This window comes from Corynebacterium sp. KPL1818 (genome assembly GCF_000478135.1).
Taxonomy (GTDB): domain Bacteria; phylum Actinomycetota; class Actinomycetes; order Mycobacteriales; family Mycobacteriaceae; genus Corynebacterium; species Corynebacterium accolens.
Genome location: NZ_KI515760.1, coordinates 113,634 through 130,539 on the forward strand (window position 1 = coordinate 113,634; position 16,906 = coordinate 130,539).

15 protein-coding genes and 1 pseudogene are annotated in these 16,906 nt (G+C 61.4%); 7 read left to right on the forward strand and 9 right to left on the reverse strand.

Annotation, left to right across the window (positions count from 1 at the left end; genetic code table 11):
- Positions 1-43: 43 nt before the first annotated feature.
- Positions 44-841: a Cof-type HAD-IIB family hydrolase gene (locus HMPREF1261_RS10105; protein WP_023030876.1), complete on the reverse strand. Its 798-nt coding sequence runs from the start codon at positions 839-841 to the stop codon at positions 44-46.
- 68 nt (positions 842-909) lie between these two features.
- Here HMPREF1261_RS10105 and HMPREF1261_RS10110 point away from each other — a divergent pair, with 68 nt between their 5' ends.
- Entirely contained in the window at positions 910-1,944 is a 1,035-nt protein-coding gene (locus tag HMPREF1261_RS10110; protein WP_023028560.1) for a 3-hydroxyisobutyryl-CoA hydrolase, read from the forward strand.
- Here the strand turns inward: HMPREF1261_RS10110 and HMPREF1261_RS10115 are convergent.
- Genes HMPREF1261_RS10115 through HMPREF1261_RS10125 form a run of 3 tightly spaced genes read right to left on the reverse strand, consistent with a single transcriptional unit; the run spans position 1,934 to position 6,111 of the window.
- Positions 1,934-3,115, reverse strand: coding sequence for a DUF6882 domain-containing protein (locus tag HMPREF1261_RS10115; RefSeq protein WP_023030877.1), 1,182 nt, complete (start codon positions 3,113-3,115; stop codon positions 1,934-1,936). The genes HMPREF1261_RS10110 and HMPREF1261_RS10115 overlap by 11 nt on opposite strands.
- Before the next feature lie 25 nt (positions 3,116-3,140).
- Positions 3,141-3,740 carry a TetR/AcrR family transcriptional regulator gene (locus HMPREF1261_RS10120; RefSeq protein ID WP_023030878.1) on the reverse strand — a complete coding sequence of 200 codons (600 nt, stop codon included), beginning with the start codon at positions 3,738-3,740 and terminating at the stop codon, positions 3,141-3,143.
- Positions 3,733-6,111 (reverse strand): MMPL family transporter, encoded by a 2,379-nt coding sequence (locus HMPREF1261_RS10125; protein ID WP_023030879.1) that lies wholly within the window; start codon positions 6,109-6,111, stop codon positions 3,733-3,735. Before HMPREF1261_RS10125 ends, HMPREF1261_RS10120 begins: the two co-directional genes overlap by 8 nt.
- A 183-nt stretch (positions 6,112-6,294) precedes the next feature.
- Here HMPREF1261_RS10125 and HMPREF1261_RS10130 point away from each other — a divergent pair, with 183 nt between their 5' ends.
- A complete protein-coding gene (locus tag HMPREF1261_RS10130) occupies positions 6,295-6,948 on the forward strand; it encodes a hypothetical protein (protein WP_023030880.1) in 654 nt (217 codons plus the stop codon).
- Positions 6,949-6,955: 7 nt separating this feature from the next.
- Here the strand turns inward: HMPREF1261_RS10130 and HMPREF1261_RS10135 are convergent, their stop codons facing one another.
- Both HMPREF1261_RS10135 and HMPREF1261_RS10140 read right to left on the reverse strand, forming a co-directional pair.
- Positions 6,956-7,495: a gamma carbonic anhydrase family protein gene (locus HMPREF1261_RS10135; protein ID WP_023030881.1), complete on the reverse strand. Its 540-nt coding sequence runs from the start codon at positions 7,493-7,495 to the stop codon at positions 6,956-6,958.
- Positions 7,495-7,899 (reverse strand): hypothetical protein, encoded by a 405-nt coding sequence (locus tag HMPREF1261_RS10140; protein WP_023030882.1) that lies wholly within the window; start codon positions 7,897-7,899, stop codon positions 7,495-7,497. The genes HMPREF1261_RS10135 and HMPREF1261_RS10140 overlap by 1 nt, the downstream gene beginning before the upstream one ends.
- A gap of 74 nt (positions 7,900-7,973) precedes the next feature.
- Here HMPREF1261_RS10140 and HMPREF1261_RS10145 point away from each other — a divergent pair, with 74 nt between their 5' ends.
- Positions 7,974-8,843 (forward strand): patatin family protein, encoded by an 870-nt coding sequence (locus tag HMPREF1261_RS10145; protein ID WP_023030883.1) that lies wholly within the window; start codon positions 7,974-7,976, stop codon positions 8,841-8,843.
- Between the two features lie 153 nt (positions 8,844-8,996).
- Positions 8,997-10,559 carry a TrkA C-terminal domain-containing protein gene (locus HMPREF1261_RS10150; protein WP_023030884.1) on the forward strand — a complete coding sequence of 521 codons (1,563 nt, stop codon included), beginning with the start codon at positions 8,997-8,999 and terminating at the stop codon, positions 10,557-10,559.
- A gap of 19 nt (positions 10,560-10,578) precedes the next feature.
- On the opposite strand, the gene HMPREF1261_RS10155 is transcribed toward HMPREF1261_RS10150, so the two are convergent.
- Both HMPREF1261_RS10155 and HMPREF1261_RS10160 read right to left on the reverse strand, forming a co-directional pair.
- Entirely contained in the window at positions 10,579-12,213 is a 1,635-nt protein-coding gene (locus tag HMPREF1261_RS10155; RefSeq protein ID WP_005282034.1) for a peptide chain release factor 3, read from the reverse strand.
- 24 nt (positions 12,214-12,237) lie between these two features.
- Positions 12,238-13,074 carry an SDR family NAD(P)-dependent oxidoreductase gene (locus HMPREF1261_RS10160; protein ID WP_034658354.1) on the reverse strand — a complete coding sequence of 279 codons (837 nt, stop codon included), beginning with the start codon at positions 13,072-13,074 and terminating at the stop codon, positions 12,238-12,240.
- A 117-nt stretch (positions 13,075-13,191) separates the two neighbouring features.
- Here HMPREF1261_RS10160 and HMPREF1261_RS10165 point away from each other — a divergent pair, with 117 nt between their 5' ends.
- Positions 13,192-14,544, forward strand: coding sequence for a TrkH family potassium uptake protein (locus HMPREF1261_RS10165; protein ID WP_034658357.1), 1,353 nt, complete (start codon positions 13,192-13,194; stop codon positions 14,542-14,544).
- Positions 14,537-15,229 (forward strand): TrkA family potassium uptake protein, encoded by a 693-nt coding sequence (locus HMPREF1261_RS10170; protein ID WP_023030887.1) that lies wholly within the window; start codon positions 14,537-14,539, stop codon positions 15,227-15,229. The genes HMPREF1261_RS10165 and HMPREF1261_RS10170 overlap by 8 nt, the downstream gene beginning before the upstream one ends.
- On the opposite strand, the gene pth is transcribed toward HMPREF1261_RS10170, so the two are convergent.
- A complete protein-coding gene (gene pth / locus HMPREF1261_RS10175; protein WP_005282041.1) occupies positions 15,226-15,873 on the reverse strand; it encodes an aminoacyl-tRNA hydrolase in 648 nt (215 codons plus the stop codon). The two genes, HMPREF1261_RS10170 and pth, sit on opposite strands and share 4 nt — an antisense overlap.
- Before the next feature lie 83 nt (positions 15,874-15,956).
- Here pth and HMPREF1261_RS10180 point away from each other — a divergent pair.
- A pseudogene (locus HMPREF1261_RS10180) lies at positions 15,957-16,906 on the forward strand (nitronate monooxygenase).

Here is a 16,906-nt window from a genome sequence, read left to right on the forward strand (position 1 = left end):
AAATTGGCAATGTTTTGGCGGATAGATGGTGAAAAAAGAAAGTCTAATCCTGTTGGCTGTCAAAAAGCTGATTCAGCACTGTCAGCACCCCATACTCGGTATTGGGCGGGGCGATGGTATCGGCAATCGCCTTGAGCTTAGGATGCGCATTGTCCATGGCAATGGCGGTTCCGGCGGCTTGGAGGAGTTCGAAATCGTTGAGGAAGTCTCCAAACGCCGCGGTGCGGGATTGGGGGATATCCAGTAGCGACGCCATGGTTTCTAGCGCCACGCCCTTATTTACCCCGGCCGCCATGACATCGAGCCACACTGCCCCAGATACCGCGATATTGTGCTCAGGCACGGCCTCGCGCAGCGGATCGTGGAGGTGCCTTTCGCTGCCATCGGCGCAGAAGGCGGCGATTTTGATGATCTCCTCATCGAGCAGATCGTGCAGGTCATCCACCCAGCTGATGGATTTATAGTACTTGGAGATCTCGGCGGAGGCCTGGCTGTCGATGCCCCTTTCCACAAACGCCGTAGCCGGCGTGCACAACACCACGGTGTGGGGTTTGGCCACCGCGTCGAGCGCCGCTACCGCAGCGCGGACGGCTGCCGATGGCAAAGGGGTGGTGCTCAGCAGCTCGTTATTGTGCACGACCACGGAGCCATTTTCTGCAATAAAGGTCTCCTCATGAGGAAACATCTGTTGCAGGGTGGCGAGCTGGCGCCCAGATGCCGGAACGAGGGTGACGCCGAGCTCGGTTGCGCGCTGGCTGGTCGCCGCGAATCCTGGCGGCAAGTCGCCGTTTCCATCGAGCAGGGTGCCGTCCATGTCTAGGGCGATAAGCTGTGGAAGCAAAATTAAGACCTATCTGTGAAGTCGCAAACGGTAGCTAGGTACATGAGTTGTGTGTCACAATAGAGGATATGACTAATGATGCACCTATCGTGTCCTCAATCCGCAACCATACCGGAGTCATTGAGCTCAACCGCCCAAAGGCTCTCAACTCTCTCAGCCCAGAAATGATCGATCTCATCGCCGCTGCCTTGGATAAGTGGCGGGGTGATGACGAGGTAGAGCAGGTCCTTTTGACCTCTACCAATCCCAAGGCCTATTGCGCGGGTGGCGATGTCCGCATGGCTCGCGATGGCATCGTCGACGGCAAGTACGACGAGGTCGATGACTTCTTCGCCTCGGAGTACACCCTCAACGGGGATATCGCGGAATACCCTAAGCCGGTCATCGCGCTGGTGGATGGCATCGCTATGGGTGGCGGCCTTGGTGTCTCCGCGCACGGCTCGCACTGCGTGGTCACGGACAAGACCTTCGCCTCCATGCCGGAGATGAATATTGGCTATGTCACGGATGTGGGCATGGCCTATGCCTCCCAAAACGCGGTGGGCACGCGCGGTAAGGCCTCGCCAGAGCTCGCAAAGTTCTGGGGTATTACCGGCTACCGCATGTACGCCGCAGACCTCGTGTGGAGCGGGCTGGCCACTGACTACGTAAAAGACGGCGATGCGTTTGCCAGCGACGTCATTGATAAGGGCATTGATGCCGCGCTGGAACAGCACTCCGTGCAGCCAGAAGATGAGGCCCCGCTTGCAGAGCTCATCGAGGGGATCGAGGCCAGCTTCCGCCACGATTCCTGGCAGGACATCACCGCGGCCGCTAAGGAATACCCGGAGCTGAAGGAGCTGGTGGATAAGCTCACCGCGCAGGCCTGCCCGACCTCCATCGTGGCCGCGCTGGAGCTCTACCGGGCAGAGGCGCAGTGCTCGAGCATTCGCGATGCCCTCGAGCTGGAAAAGAAACTGGGCGCTTATATGTATCGCCGCGATGACTTTTCCGATGGCGTGCGCGCGGTATTGGTAGATAAATCCAATGACGCGGCCTTTAACCCCGCAAGCGTCGCGGAGGTGGATGTAGACGCCATCCGCGGCGTATTAGCTAAAGGTTAATCCCGCGAAAGGAGGCGTAGGCCGATCGAGCCTGCGCCTCATTGAACTCTCGGGGTGGGGTAGCCGCCAGCGTTGCTTCCGTGGCCGCGGACGTGGGCTGGGGCAAATGCAGCGCTTCGGAATCGAGGAGGACGAGGCCGACGCGGCCATCGGCAAGCGTGGTGCCCACCAAAGTCCACATGCCCAGGATGGGCAGGGCAAGCTGGGGTACCTGCCGGGTACGCGCGTAGTCCAAGGGTAGCGCGGGCCGGATTAGCGCCGGTACTTGGTGATCGATGCCGAAGCGGTACAGGTTGGCGGCCGAGTGCGCGGCCGCGGTGTCCTTGACCGCGGGATCGGCCCAAGACCACAGGAATTGATCCTCCGAAATGGTGGCGATGAGTACCGCCGTGGCCTCGGCCTTGCCGCCAGAGTAGCGAATCTCCGCCGTGGCCGCGTCCGCGTTGAGGTGAACCGTGGCCTCCGGGAAATTGCCCTGGAAATACAGCTGGTGCTCCATGCCGTAATAGAAAGCATCCTCGATAATGCGGGTATCCTTCATGCCCGGCTCGATGGCGGTGATCTGCGGCGCGCCCACTGCGCTAGAAAAATGCAGCGTCGTTCCATCGGAATAATGCTCGGCAGACTCCGCAGCGGAGTCCGCGCCAGTCTCTGCGAGCGTAATGCCCAAGTGGTGGGCGAGTTCGTGCACCGCGCGCTGCTCATCAATGTCCGGCGCGCTGCGGCGAATGCCTGCTGCAATGCTGGTGGGAAAGTCGAGGCGCGGATGAAAATCCACGGCGATGATCGCCTCGTGATCGCCTTGCCGTGCCCGCAGCACCGGGGCATTGCCAGCCAGGAGGCGGGCGAGGGGGATAAACTTCGCCGGGTTATCCTCGCCCTGTGGCAGATCGGTTTCCGCTTGCATCGCCCACCGCCAGGTGGGCGAGGCGGCGCGATCGATGATGGCGATGCGCGTGCCCCGGAAGTCTTTGACGCTGGAGGACGAGCTGCAGCGGATTTCCACGGGCTGATTGTGGCTAAGGCGCCCCTCGGCATCCGTCGAGGGGGTGAGGAAATTAAACTCCACGTCGGTGGTATCACCCAGGCGGGCCCGGAAGGCGGCGTCAAGGCCCGCCTGAATAAAGCAGGCATCGCGGGTGGCCTGGGCAAGCGAATTTGAAGTATCCATAATTACCTACGAGGATACTGAAACCTCATACGAGGCCGCGCAGGGTGGCAAAGGCGTGGTGGACCAGCTCATCGCGTTCCCGTTTGCTGGGCGCCTTGCCCATTTCGCAGCGCCTTTTCAGCTCTTGCTGGCAGGCATTGCCGGTGCTGCCGCACGCGTTCAAGATGACGGTGAGCTCGAAGGTCGAATATTCGGGGTAGCGCTCTTGAAAAGCAGCGATGATCCTGTGGGTGACGCTATCGAATTTCTTCTTTTCCTCGGCGGTGTGGCTGAGGTTTTCCATCGCTTCGCCGATTTTGAACAGGCTGTGCAGCGAGCGCAGCTCCATGTATTCGTTGTCGAGGGCATCAATGAGCGTTAATTCCAAGACCGAAGAGATGGGCTCGCCGGGAAATGCGGTGGGAATGTCTTCTGCGAATGCCTCGAGGACATCCGCGGTGTAGTGCAAGAGGGAATCCGCCACCGAAGAAAAATAATTGTGGAACGTGCGCGGGGAGACCCCGACGGCGCTGGTGATACCTGAGACCGTGACCGCCTCAGCGCCGCTGTCCAAGGCGAGGCGGGCCGCGGCATCGGACATGGCCTGGCGCGTTGCTCGCTTCTTGGATTCGCGCAAACTAGTCACGATGAACCTTTCCTACCTTGTCGTGTTGAAAGCCTAGGAGCGCCTCGCGCTCCTTGTGCAGGGCTTCGCCCTCGATATCCATATTAGGCACGATCTTATTCAACCACTTGGGAAACCACCACGCCTTGTCTCCTAGGAGGAACATGGTGGCGGGGATGACCATCATGCGGATAACGAAGGCATCGATAAGCACGCCCATAGCCAGGGCAAAGCCCATGGTCTTGATGAATGGCTCGTCCATCAAGATGAAGGCTGCGAAGACCGAAATCATGATGAGCGCTGCGGCCGTGACCACACGAGCGCCGTGCTTAAAGCCATTCGAGGTCGCGTTGGCGGCGGTCTTACCGCTGACGTAGCCCTCGCGCATGCGGGTGACCAAGAAGACCTGGTAGTCCATGGCCAGGCCAAAGGTCAGGCCGATGAGCATGATGGGCAGGAAGGATAGAAGCGGCTGCGGGTCGTTGACGAGGCCGAACTTGCCCTCTTGCCAGATGCCAACGGTAATGCCGAAGGTGGCGGCCACGGACAGCCCGTAGCCCGCGGCGGCAATGAGCGGGACCCAAATGGAGCGGAAGACCAGCATCAAGACGATGAAGGCAAGGCCCAAAATGATGGCCACGTACGGCACGAGCACGCTACTCAGGCGCTCAGAAATATCGTCGAAGATCGGGGTGATGCCGGTAATGCCGTAGGAGCCGCCGTCCTTAGAAAACTCGCCTTGGTACTCGCGCAGGCGTTCCAAGGTCTCGGCGGTTTCCTCATCGGTCGCACCTGTCGTCGGCGTAATCATGATCTGGGCGGCATCGCCGTTATCCGTGGTTTGGACGATTTGGGCGTTGTCTACGCCTTCGGTGTCATTGAACTTGTGGAGCAGATCCTGGAGGGCCGGCATGCGGTCTTGTTCGGAGACGTCTTCCACATTCACGAAGGCGATCATCGGGGCATTGCGGCCTGGACCAAAGGCCTCCTCGGACATCTCGTAGGCCTCGCGCTGCGGGGTGCCGGGTTGAGCGGAGCCATCGGTAGGCATGGCCAGGCGCATATTCGCAAACGGGATGGCCAGGATGGCCAGCACGATAACGCCCACGCCCAGGTGCAGCCACGGGTGGGCGCGCACGCGGCGGACCCAGCGCAGACCCATGGTGGGCTTCTCGTCCTCAGGGTCTGGAACCTTGGGGCCGGGTACGCGCCCGGCGAAGATCTTGGTGCCCAGCAGGCCCAGCACGGCGGGGATAAAGGTATTGGCCACAAGCACGGCGATGACCACGGTGCCCGCGGCGGCGATGGCCATGGTGGACAGGAATGGGATGCCGATAATGGTCAGGGCCGCCAGCGCGATGACCACGGTGGTACCGGCAAAGACAACGGAGCCGCCGGCGGTGCCCAGTGCCATGCCCATGGCGTGGGCGCGGGTGCCCTTATCCATCTTCTTCAGCTCCTTGGCCAGTTCCTTGGGCGTCAGGTTATTCAGGCCAGAGGAGGTGATGAGCTCATTGCGGAAGCGGTTGACAATGAATAGGGCATAGTCGATGCCCACGGCCAGGCCGATCATTGAGGCCAACGTCGGGGTCATATCGGAGACGGTATCGGTAAAGATGGTGGCCAGCTGCACGCCGAGGATGCCGATGCCCACGCCGATGACGGCGGAAATCAGCGGCATGCCGGCAGCTACGAAGGAGCCGAAGGTCACCAGCAATACGATGGCGGCAACCACCATGCCGATAAGTTCGGCGCTGCCATTCATGCCAGCCTCGGCCATCGCAAAGGCATTGCCCTGGTACTTAACGGAGAGGCCTTCGCCGTCATGCTCGTGCAGGACATCCGTTACCGCAGCCATATCGTCATCGTTGATGTCCATGACATCAGCGGCATCGAAGGCGATGGTGACGGTGCCGGTGGTCTTATCCTCGCTCAGCGGGGAAAGCTGCTGCAGGTTCTTCGCAACCTGCTCTTCGGGTATGCCTTGGGCCCGCATCTGCTCGCCCATTTGCTTTTCCATGCCAGCGGCGGCGAGGACCGGGCTGACCAACTCATCCTCGTTCTTCAGCGCACCGGTGTCCTTGAGATCTTGGAGCAGCTTGTCGATGTCCCCGGCAACGGCAGCATCGCTCAGCTCCTTGCCTGCAGGGGCCTGGATGACCACGGTGCCCTCTGGGGCACTCATGGCGTCGGTATCTTGATCGAAGTGCTCCATCATCTCTTCTTGAGTAGTGGTGGAGTCCATCTCCGGCATGGCGAAGTTGGGGTTCGGGGTTTTGGCAAAGCCGGCGGTGAGGCCGACCATCGCCATCAAGACGATGATCCAGAAGGCGAGGAAGGGCCATACCGTGCGGTAGGACCAGCTTCCCAGCCGGTAGAGGAATCTGGACATGGTGAGCTCCTTTATGCGTGAGAGGTGTGGGCACTGCTTCTAAAACCTTGCATAGTCTATGCAATCTTGCGGAAATGGTGCAAAATAAGGTGCAGATAGGCATAGTAGCTCTTTAATGTGACCTATAACCCACGCGCGGCCAGAGAGCACAGGGTGGCGCGAAGGATAGGTAGACTATCGCGCATGATTCACGCGGTAAGTTTCGCCCTCTTGGATTCGGTCAATGCCTTGCTCATTGGCATCCTCGTGGCCATCGGCATCATGCTCCCGCGCGGGAAGTACCGCTGGATCGCAGGCCTGGTCATCCTGGGCGACTGGCTGGGAGTTCTCGCCGCCGCGGCCGTGGTCATGTTCGTCCTTTTGGGCGTGCGCGAACAGATCGCGGCCATCTTGGAGTCACCGATTGCCGGCGGCATCCTCATTATCGTCGGCATCGCCCTAGCCTTCGCCGCCTGGCACTCCCAGGGCAAACCCAACGCCCTGATCGGGCGCATGCTGCAGCCGCTGCGCACGCCTTCCATCACCACCGTGCTGATCGGCTTCGTGATGGGCGTGGTCCAATCGCTGACCTCCGTGCCGTTTTATTTCGGCCTCATGTTCTTGGCCACCCAGGATCTATCGCTCGCCGCCCAATACGGCGGCCTCTTGTGGTACGCCACCCTGGCGCTGTCCCTGCCGGTGGTGTGCGGGCTTTTCATCGCCGTGGTGCGCGCCCACCCAGACTCAGCTGCGGGTCGAGTCTTTGCGGCGGCGCGCGAAAACAGCACGCGGGTCACGCTCATCGGCGGCTATATCGTCGCCGTCTTCCTCATCATCATGGGTGTTGTGAACCTATAGGGATGCGCTAGTCAAAGTAGACATCATCAAGTGCGAGCTCAGCGGCAGACTGCTGCTGAGCAAGGTCCACATAACGCGCGGCGTGCGGGATAAACGCCGCGGATTGCTCGGCGGACAGTTCGCGGCGCACCGAAGCTGGAACGCCGGCGGCCAAGGAACGCGCCGGAATATCCGCGCCTTCGCGCACCAGCGCGCCGGCGGCGATGAGCGAACCAGGACCGATGGTGGAGCGCGACAGCAGGGTAGCGGACATGCCCACTAGGCTGCCGGCACCCACGTGGGCGCCGTGCACCATGGCCATGTGGCCTACCGTGACATCGTCTTCGAGGACGCACGGTGACTCCCGCTCCACGTGCACAACGCTATTGTCCTGGATATTGCACCGGCTGCCAATGCAGATGGGGCCGACATCACCGCGCAGCACGCAGCCATAAAAGATGGAAGAATCTGGGCCGATTTCCACGTCACCAATGATGGTGGCGTTTGGCGCGATCCAAGCGCTGCGGTGGATGCGCGGGCGTTTTCCTTGGAAGGGGTAGATAGGCATTATTCCACCACCACCGCGAGGCTGGGGGATAGCTCGTGCTCGCTGGAGGTGGGGGCATCGGCAAGCGGAGCACCCGCAAGCTCTGCCTGGGAAAGCGCGCTCGCCAGCGAGGGCGTGATGGGGATGATCCAGCCGTGCTTGGGGTCTTTGACAGGTAGCACATCCTTCTTTACGGCGGGGAAATGCGCCGTGGTGGTGGGGGAGATGAAGGTTGCGGACTCGCGCGAGGCGGCGATCTCAGCAAGGGCCCGCGCGCCCTGCCGGCCGGTGATAATGATGATGAGCTGGCCGGCGGTCCTAATATCCAGCCGGTCCACCTGCACGGTCGTCGCCGCGGAATCGGGCCGCGCCAACTGCGGCGCCCCATTCCCGGTGAGCTTGGCAAGAGCATCCAATAATCCCATAAGCCTTAAGTCTAGCCGCGCAGCCAGGTAGCGGGTTGACCGCCGTAACATCGCCGCGCGTACTATAGGAGACCATGATTGATGCCAGCAACACCGCCCTAGTGATCGAAGGCGGCGGAATGCGCAATTCCTATACCGCCGCCTGCATAGTCAAACTCATCCAAGAAAACGTCACCTTTGGATGGGTGGGCGGGGTATCTGCTGGCGCCTCCCACACGGTCAATTACCTCTCGCACGATGCCAAGCGCGCGGAAGAATCCTTCACGGATTTTGTCAATAACCCCAGCTTCGGTGGCGTGGGATCGCTGGTGCGCGGCAATGGCTATTTCAATGCGGAATATATCTATGAGCGCTCCGCGGATAAAGATATGCCCTTTGACTGGGACGCGTACCGCCAGCACCCAGCGGATATGGTGCTTGCCGCCGCGCGGGCCGATACCGGCGAATCCGTGTATTGGACCCGCGATGATGTGACAGAACCGGAAGATCTGTATGTGCGGGTGCGCGCCTCGTCCACGCTGCCGCTACTCATGCCGATTCGCATCATCGATGGCTCGCCCTATGTGGACGGCGCCCTGGGCTCGTCCGGCGGCATTACCATCGAGCAGGCTGAAGAAGCCGGCTATGAGAAATTCCTCTTCATCGGCTCCAAGCCGCGCGGGTACGTCCGCCCCGAGGTGGCGCGCCCGGCGATTACCCGCCGCATCTTCCGTAAATACCCCGCTATTGCCGATGCCCTCATTGGCCGCCCACCCATCTATAACGCGGCCAAGGACCGTCTCCTCGAGCTAGAACGTCAGGGCAAGGCGCAGCTGTTTTTCCCCGAAGACATGCAGGTGGCCTCCACCGAGCGCAACGTGGATAAGCTGCGCGCGAATTACCAAGCCGGCAAGGCGCAAACCCACGCCGAGTGGCCGAAGTGGAAGGAATTCCTGCTGGACTAGCTCACCTCTGCGCGGTGGTGTGAGATCGCCCTCCTGGTTCTTGGCGGCATCAGGAGGGGTAATCGCGTGCGCTGCACTAATGGCGGTATTCGGTGCACGGTGCCAAGCATTTTCAGCTAGCTAAATCGCGCCAAGCTCCTAAGATTGCACAGCGTGTTAGCGATTTTTGATGGCAATATTTGGCTGAGCATTTTCTTCATGATCGTGCTCGGCACGCTATTTGGCATGATTCCCTTTGGCCCGCTGCGCTTCGGCGCGGCGGGTACCCTTTTTGTCGGCTTAGCCTTCGGATCCTTTATTGATCTAGATGACAATATCCTCAGTTCCTTGCAGGAGCTGGGCTTGGGACTCTTTATCTATATGCAAGGCCTGTCTGCCGGCGAGGCCTTCTTCAAGGGCTTTTCCACCCAGCTAAAACACATGCTGCTCGCCACTGTGGCGGTAATAGCCGCGGCGGCCGCGGCGCTGGGCATCGGCAGCCTCATGGGGTTATCGCCGCTGGCGGTGACCGGCGTATTCTCCGGTGCAACGACGTCCACGGCGTCGCTTGCCGTGGCCCAGCAGCAATCCGGCGAGGAGCTGCCCGCCGTGGGATACTCCTTGGCCTATCCGGTCGGCGTGGCCGTGGCCATCCTCCTTGTGGCATTCGTCCTGCGGCATAGCTGGCCAGCGCAGAAGGACCAAGACCACTCGGCGGAAAAGATTTTCCGCTCGCGAACGATTAAGGTCACCCGCGATATTTCCTATGCTGAGCTGCGCGAGAAATTCGCGGATCATTTCATCATCGCTACCATCCGCCGCGGCCGCGATGTCGACGTGCCGGGCGATAACCCAGAGTTGCACCGCGGCGATGTCCTGCGCGTGCTGGTGACCAAGGCTAAAGCTAAGGAGCTTACCGATGCCTTGGGAAAGCGCCAGCCCCAAACCCCGTTTGTGGATAAGCGCCTGGTCAATGAGACCGTGGCCATCTCCAACGAGGATATCGAGGGCCGCAAGGTCAAGGAGCTCAACCTCTTTTCGCGTTACGGCGCGCGGATTGTGCGGGTGCGCCGCGGCGATGAGGAATTCCTTGCCACCAACGAGACCCACCTGGAATCCGGCGATGACCTAGAGATCGTGGTCAAACACGATCGCCTGGGCGATGTCCGCGATTACTTTGGCGATTCCGTGACCGCATACTCGCAGCTTAACTGGGTAGCACTCGGCGGTGGGCTGACCATCGGCTACCTTATTTCGCTTATCGTGGTTCCGCTGCCCGGTGGCGCGTCCTTCGAGCTCGGGTTCGCGCTGGGCCCACTGATCACCGGACTGGTCCTCGGTGCCTTGCACCGCACCAGCCGCATTCCGTGGCAGATTCCCTCCCCGATCAATACGGCATTCCAGCAGTGGGGCCTTGCCATCTTCTTGGCCTCGGTGGGCCTGTCCTCCGGAGAGGCCTTTGTCTCCACCGCCTTTTCCTGGATGGGCCTGAAATCCATGGTGCTGGCCGCGATCATCGCCGTTATCATCATCGGGATTTTCGCGGCGGCCAGTCGGTTTATGGGGCAATCCGAAACCCGCACCTCAGGCGGCATTTCCGGGCTTTTTGGCCAGCCCGCGGTGGTCAATTACGCCACGGGCGCCAGCTCGGATTCGCGCATCCTTACCGGCTATACCTCCACCATTGTGGTGGCGCAGTTCATGAAGATCGTGGTCATCCCGGTCATGCTGCTCTGACGGGGGGGCAGCCGCTCGATTAATCCGCGACCAAGGTCTCCATGGTGAGCTCTGGGTGTTCCTTTTCAATGAAGGCGAGCTTCCACTTATCGCCAAAGAGGGCAATGAGCTCGCCATCTTGGCGAGTGAAGATCTCTACGCCGCGCTGGCGGCCGAGTTCCGGTGCAGATTCGGCATCGGTGCGACGCGCCACGGAGTAGGGGATGGGCTCGGTGACGGTTTCGACGTTGTACTCGAATTCCATGCGGGCCTGCATGACCTCGAACTGCATGGGGCCGACCGCAGCCATGACCGGGGAGGCATCGCCGCGCGCATCGTTGCGCAGGATCTGCACCACGCCCTCGGCCGAGAGCTGCTCCAAGCCCTTGCGGAAGGCCTTATACTTGCCCAGCGACTTCGCCCGCAGGATGCGGAAGGCCTCCGGGGCGAATTGGGGCATGGGCTTGAACTGGACCTTTTTGCCGGAGTAGATGGTGTCGCCCGGTGCCAGCGCGCCCGCGTTGACGAGGCCCACGATATCGCCAGGGTAAGCGGTATCCACGGTATCGCGGGTGCGGCCAAAGACCGTCAGCGCATACTTGGTGGAAAAGCTGCGGCCGGATTGGGCGTGGTTGACCTGCATGCCGCGTTCGAATTCGCCGGAGACCACGCGCATAAACGCCAGGTTATCGCGGTGCTTTTGGTCCATGCCCGCCTGCACCTTGAAAACGACGCCGGAAAAGTCATCGGCTACCTCGCGCACCTCATCGATGGCGCTGGTGGCCGCCTCCACGGCCTTGGGATCGGATTCGCGGGAGTGCGGGGCTGGGGCGATGGCGCACAAGGTATCCAGGATCTGGTGGACGCCGAAGTTCAGCATGGCCGAGGCGAAGATGAGCGGGGAGGTCACGCACTGTTCAAAGAGCTCTTGATCGTGCAGGGCGCCATCGGCGGCAAGGAGCTCGGCTTCTTCCACCGCGGTCTCCCACACATCCTCTTCCTTTTCTTCTGCGGCCGCCGGATCGTAGTGCTCCTCCGGTGCGATGGTGGAACCACCGGCGGTGCGGATGAAGTGGATGTAATTATCGGCCTCGCCGTCCTCATTGATGTGAGCTAGGCCGCGGAAATCGCCCGCGATGCCCACCGGCCAGTAGAGAGGGGTGGGCTGCAGCTGGATTTCGTTCACAATCTCATCGACGAGCTCGAGTGGCTCGCGGCCCACGCGGTCCCACTTGTTGATCACCGTGACGATGGGCAGGCCGCGCGCCTTACAGACGCGGAAGAGCTTGAGGGTCTGCGGCTCGAGGCCCTTGGCGGCATCGATAAGCATCACTGCGGCATCCACGGCGGTAAGCACGCGGTAGGTATCCTCCGAAAAGTCCGCGTGACCTGGGGTATCGACCAGGTTGATCATATAAGGCTCGCCCTCGTGTCCCTCCGGGGCGTATTCAAACTGCAGCGCAGACGAAGCCACGGAGATACCGCGGTTTTTCTCCATGTCCATCCAGTCAGACACGGTGGACTTGCGGTTGCCCTTGCCGTGGACCGCGCCGGCCTCATTAATCACGTGCGCATGCAGCGCCAGCGCCTCCGTCAGCGTGGACTTACCGGCATCCGGGTGGGCGATAACGGCGAACGTGCGGCGGCGCGAGGCCTCAAAAGCGACAGAACTCATGCGCCATAGTCTAATGCTTGAGCGCTACCACTCCACATTGAGGCGGCGGCCCAGATCCTCAAAGACGCGGTGGGCCACGGAGGTATTCTTCGCAATCGGGCGCTGCAGGCCCAGCGAACGCCTATTATTGTAATACTCCCCGGACTGGAAATGGATGCCTTCGGTACCGGTAAGGAAGTAGGCCAAGTTCTCGCCGCCGGCCTCTGCGGTGCCAAAGGCCTTGCCGATGACCCCGGAGTACAACTTGCCCGTAAGCCCCGTGGAGGACTTGCCAAATTCGGTGGCTAAAACGCCCGGGTGAAAGGACACCGCGTTGATGCCGTGGGCATCGATAAAGCGGGCGAGCAAGATATCCGCCAGCTTGGCATTGCCGTAGGCGCGCTCTGGGCTGAAATGCTCCAGCGTATTGGGATCTGCCGGATCGAAATTCGACATCACCATATTGGCCAACGACGCCGTGTTGACCACGGTGGCGTTACTCTCGCGCAGCTTGTCTTGTAGCAGGGACGTCAACAGGAACGGCGAGACCACGTTGACCTGCCACGTGCGCTCGAATCCATCGGCGGTCATGGTGGGGCCATCGAAGATGCCGCCGGCATTATTGCCCAGGGCATCGATGCGCTCTAGCTTTTGCAGGTCATCGGCCAGCTGGCGGACCTGGGCCAGCGATTCGAAATCGGCGAGGAAATACTTACCTCCCACCTCCTGAGCAACGGCCTTAGTCTTGTCCGGATTGCGGCCGATGATGACGAGGTTATCCTGCGGGCGGGTGCGGTGAATCTGCCGGGCGGCCGCGGCACCAATGCCTGACGAAGCCCCGGTAATCACGATTGTCCTAGCTGCGGAGTACGGCGAAGTCATGGGCCCGATTCTAGCCATGGTCCTGACATCCGTCCGCGATATCCTTCCGTGATATTTATCCGCGGCATCCCGCCGTGCAGTTCCGCTTGGGTCTGGATAGGTCTATACTTCCGGCTTGTGAAGCGCCTGCTTTTTCTGCGGCAGTGGGGGCCAGCGCGGCTAACTGCCACCGGGTTTCTACTGCTCATCTTGATAGGAACGGTATTGTTATTGCTGCCGTTCGCCGAGGCCGGAGATTCCCGCGCCTCGTTTTTATCCGCACTTTTTACCGCGACCTCTGCGGTCTCACTGACCGGCTTGGTCGTGGTCGATACCGGCAGCTTCTGGAGCCCGGCCGGGCAAGTCGTCATCTTGGCCCTTATCCAATTGGGCGGTTTGGGCATTATGTCGCTGGCCTCGTTATCCGGCCTGCTCTTGACCGGCCGGATTAGTTTTAAGGCCCGCAAGACCGGCGCCTATGAAAACCGGCCCATCCTCGCCGGTGGCATTCGCCGCACCCTGATTTTCACCTTCGCCTTTACCGCGGTGGTAGAAAGCATTATCGCCACGGCGGTCACCGCGCGGCTTATGGTGGGCTACGGGCATTCCTTCCCACGGGCGTTATGGGAGGGCATCTTCCACGCCATTTCGGCCTTTAATAACGCTGGGTTTAGCACCAATAGCGATAACCTCGTGCCCTTTGTCGGCGATGCCTGGATCCTTTTGCCGCTGGCCGGAGCGGTCATCGGTGGTGGGCTGGGTTTTCCGGTCTGGGCGGAATTGGTACGCCACGTGCGGCGCGGTTCGGAGGCGACGCGTCGCATCTCAATTACCGCGCGGATGACGTTGGCGGCCACCGGCGTGCTCATTGCGGCAGGCACGATATTTTTTGCCTTGACGGAGTGGAATGGCGTGCTGGCGCCGATGACGTGGGGCGAGAAGCTCCTCAACTCGTTCTTTGCCAGCGTTTCTCCGCGCACGGCCGGGTTTAATACCTTCGACTACGGTGAGGTTCACCCGGTAACGCTCATGGGCACCGATACCTTGATGTTTATCGGCGGCGGCTCGGCCGGTACTGCTGGCGGCATCAAGGTCACCACCGCGTGCGTGCTATTGGCCGCCATGGCGGCGGAGTTTTTGGGCAAGGAAAAGACCTCCATCTACCACCGCAGCCTTCCCCACAGTGTTACCCGGCAGGCGCTAGCATTGAGCTTTGCCGGCGTGCTGGTGGTGACCCTCGGCGTGGCGGCGCTGCGCTTTTTCGACCCGCAATTTAGCGGCGATCAGGTTTCCTTCGAGGTCATGTCCGCCTTTGCCACCGTGGGCCTATCCACCGGGATTACCGCCAGTTTGTCCGCGCCCTCACAAATCGTGCTGTGCTTCATCATGTACCTGGGCCGCGTTGGCCCAACCACCCTGGTAGCAGCGTTGGCGGCCAAGAACCTCGGCCGCCGCTACAGCTACCCCGAAGAAAGGCCCTTCATTGGCTAGCCTTTTCAAGGCGTTGGGCCACTCCCGCGCCACCCTCGACATCGCCCCTGTCGTCGTCATTGGCTTGGGGCGGTTTGGTTGCTCCCTGGCTAGCGAGCTGATGGGCCATGGGGTAGAGGTCCTCGGCATCGATTCCGATGAAAAGATCGTGCGCGAACGAGCACCGCACTTAACCGAGGCCATTTCCGCGGATACCACCGATCCGGCGGCGCTGCGCCAACTGGGCATCGACGAGGTGGAGCGAGTTATCGTGGGCATCGGCTCGCACCTGGAGGCGTCCATCCTCACCGTCTCCAATTTGGTGGAGCTGGGGGTCAAGGATATTTGGGCCAAGGCCAATTCGGAGGCCCACGAGCGCATCCTGCGCCAGATTGGCGCCCACCACGTCATCCGCCCGGAGCGCGATACCGGCCGCCGCGTGGCCTACCTCTTGGGCGGGCGCTTCCGCGATTTTGCTGAGATCGCTCCGTACTACGGCGTGACGCAGATGGCCGCGCCCTCCTCGGTCACGGGCCGCCCGCTCGATTTGGGCGAGGTGTGGCGCACCCACCACGTGCAATTGGTCTCAGTCTGCCAGGCGGAGGGTGCTTGGGCCCCGCTTGCCGATGCCACCCAGCTCGCCCCCACCGACTTCATCGTCGCCGCCGGCAGCCCGCAGGCGCTGGAGAAATTTTCCCAGTCTTAGCGCGAATGAATGCGGTTTTGGGCTTGTACGAGCCCTTGCGTGGCGATGAGCCGGGCGGCTTCGGCGGCGGACGCAATGGCGGTATCGAAGCCGGGGCCGGCATCGACAGGCGCTAAGACGTAATCCGGAATCGACGAACCCTTGGGCGGGCGCGCGATGCCAATGCGCACGCGCACATAATCCCGCGTACCCAGGTTGTGCGTGAGCGACTTCAGCCCGTTGTGCCCATTTTCATTGCCGCCCTGCTTCAGACGAATCTTATTGGCCGGCAGGTCGAGCTCATCGTGGATGACGATGATGTGGTCTGCCGCAATGCCCAAAGCCCGCGCCAGCGGGGCAATCGGATCACCGGAGAGATTCATAAACGTTGTCGTGCGCACCGCCAGTACGCGGGTATCGCCCCAGCGCAGCGGCGCTACCTCGAGGTCCATCCCGCGCACCGGCTCGAGCACGTCGCCGCCTTGGGCAAGCACATCGTCCACGGCCATATATCCCACGTTATGGCGCGTGGCGGCGTATTTCGCGCCGGGATTTCCCAGGCCAATGATGAGCCAGTCTGCCTCCAACTCGGCCGGGTCCAGCCCCTGCTGCACTGGCGAGGGACCGCAGAAAATCCGGGCAATAAAATCTGTCAAAGCTGCCACGAATGCGCCTTTCTAGCTTGGTACAGTAGTTTCCTATGAGCCAGGTTATTCAATCTTTGCGCCGACCCGTAATGCCAGCGCCCATGGCTGGCGGGCCCACCATCGTGGATCTGGTGCGCGCCGCGCATCAGGCCGGTTCCTTTGGCACCTTGGGGCTTGGGTCTGCCAGCGTGGACTCTGCCCGCAGCCAGATTGATGCCTGCGCCGGCATCCCCTTTGGGGTGAACCTGTTTTGCCCGCAAGATCCATTAACACCCGAGCAATTGGCCGCCGCCGCGGAATTGGCTGCGGCTGAAGGTGCCACGCTGCCGGATCCCGATTATTCCTTCGGCTTCCATGACAAGCTCGAGCTGGCGCTCCAGGGCGGCACGCGCGTCGTGTGGTCCATGTTCGGCGCCTTTGACTCTGAGCAGCTTGCCCGCATCCACGCCGCTGGTGCCGAGGCTTGGACCACCGTCACCACGCCCGACGAGGCCCGCGCCGCCGCCACGCTGGGAGTGGACGCGCTGTGCGTACAAGGGCCCGCTGCCGGCGGGCACCGAGGCACGTGGGACCGCACCGCGCTTCCCGATGATCGACCCCTGGCAGAGCTCATTGCCGCCGTCCACAAAGCCGTACACTCCGTCGCACCGAACATCCCGCTGATTGCCGCAGGTGGGCTGCGCACGGCAAGCGACGTAACCCAGGTATTAAGCCTGCCCGGCGTGGTTGCTGCTTCGTGCGGCTCTGCCTTTTTTGTTGAGTAAAGAAGCCGGAACCAGTGACTACAACCGCAAGCTTCTTCAGCGTGGCGGGGCCACCGTATCCACCCGCGCCTTTTCCGGGCGGCATGCGCGCGGCTTGGAAAACGACTACACCCGCGCCCACCCGGATTTACCCCCGATATATCCCATGCTTAATTCCGTGCTCAAGGAACGCCGAGCGCAGCACGATGACGCCGTAGCCTACTGCCTCGTAGGTGAGCCGGCCGCCAAAATCCGCGGGGGGTAGTGTCGCAGACATTCTGGACTCCCTATGCCAAAGCAAACACTAA

Coding starts and splice junctions, on each gene's coding strand:
- HMPREF1261_RS10110 (WP_023028560.1), top strand. CDS start 910: ATGACTAATGATGCACCTATCGTGTCCTCAATCCGCAACCATACCGGA.
- HMPREF1261_RS10115 (WP_023030877.1), bottom strand. CDS start 3,115: ATGGATACTTCAAATTCGCTTGCCCAGGCCACCCGCGATGCCTGCTTT.
- HMPREF1261_RS10125 (WP_023030879.1), bottom strand. CDS start 6,111: ATGTCCAGATTCCTCTACCGGCTGGGAAGCTGGTCCTACCGCACGGTA.
- HMPREF1261_RS10130 (WP_023030880.1), top strand. CDS start 6,295: ATGATTCACGCGGTAAGTTTCGCCCTCTTGGATTCGGTCAATGCCTTG.
- HMPREF1261_RS10135 (WP_023030881.1), bottom strand. CDS start 7,495: ATGCCTATCTACCCCTTCCAAGGAAAACGCCCGCGCATCCACCGCAGC.
- HMPREF1261_RS10140 (WP_023030882.1), bottom strand. CDS start 7,899: ATGGGATTATTGGATGCTCTTGCCAAGCTCACCGGGAATGGGGCGCCG.
- HMPREF1261_RS10145 (WP_023030883.1), top strand. CDS start 7,974: ATGATTGATGCCAGCAACACCGCCCTAGTGATCGAAGGCGGCGGAATG.
- HMPREF1261_RS10155 (WP_005282034.1), bottom strand. CDS start 12,213: ATGAGTTCTGTCGCTTTTGAGGCCTCGCGCCGCCGCACGTTCGCCGTT.
- HMPREF1261_RS10160 (WP_034658354.1), bottom strand. CDS start 13,074: ATGACTTCGCCGTACTCCGCAGCTAGGACAATCGTGATTACCGGGGCT.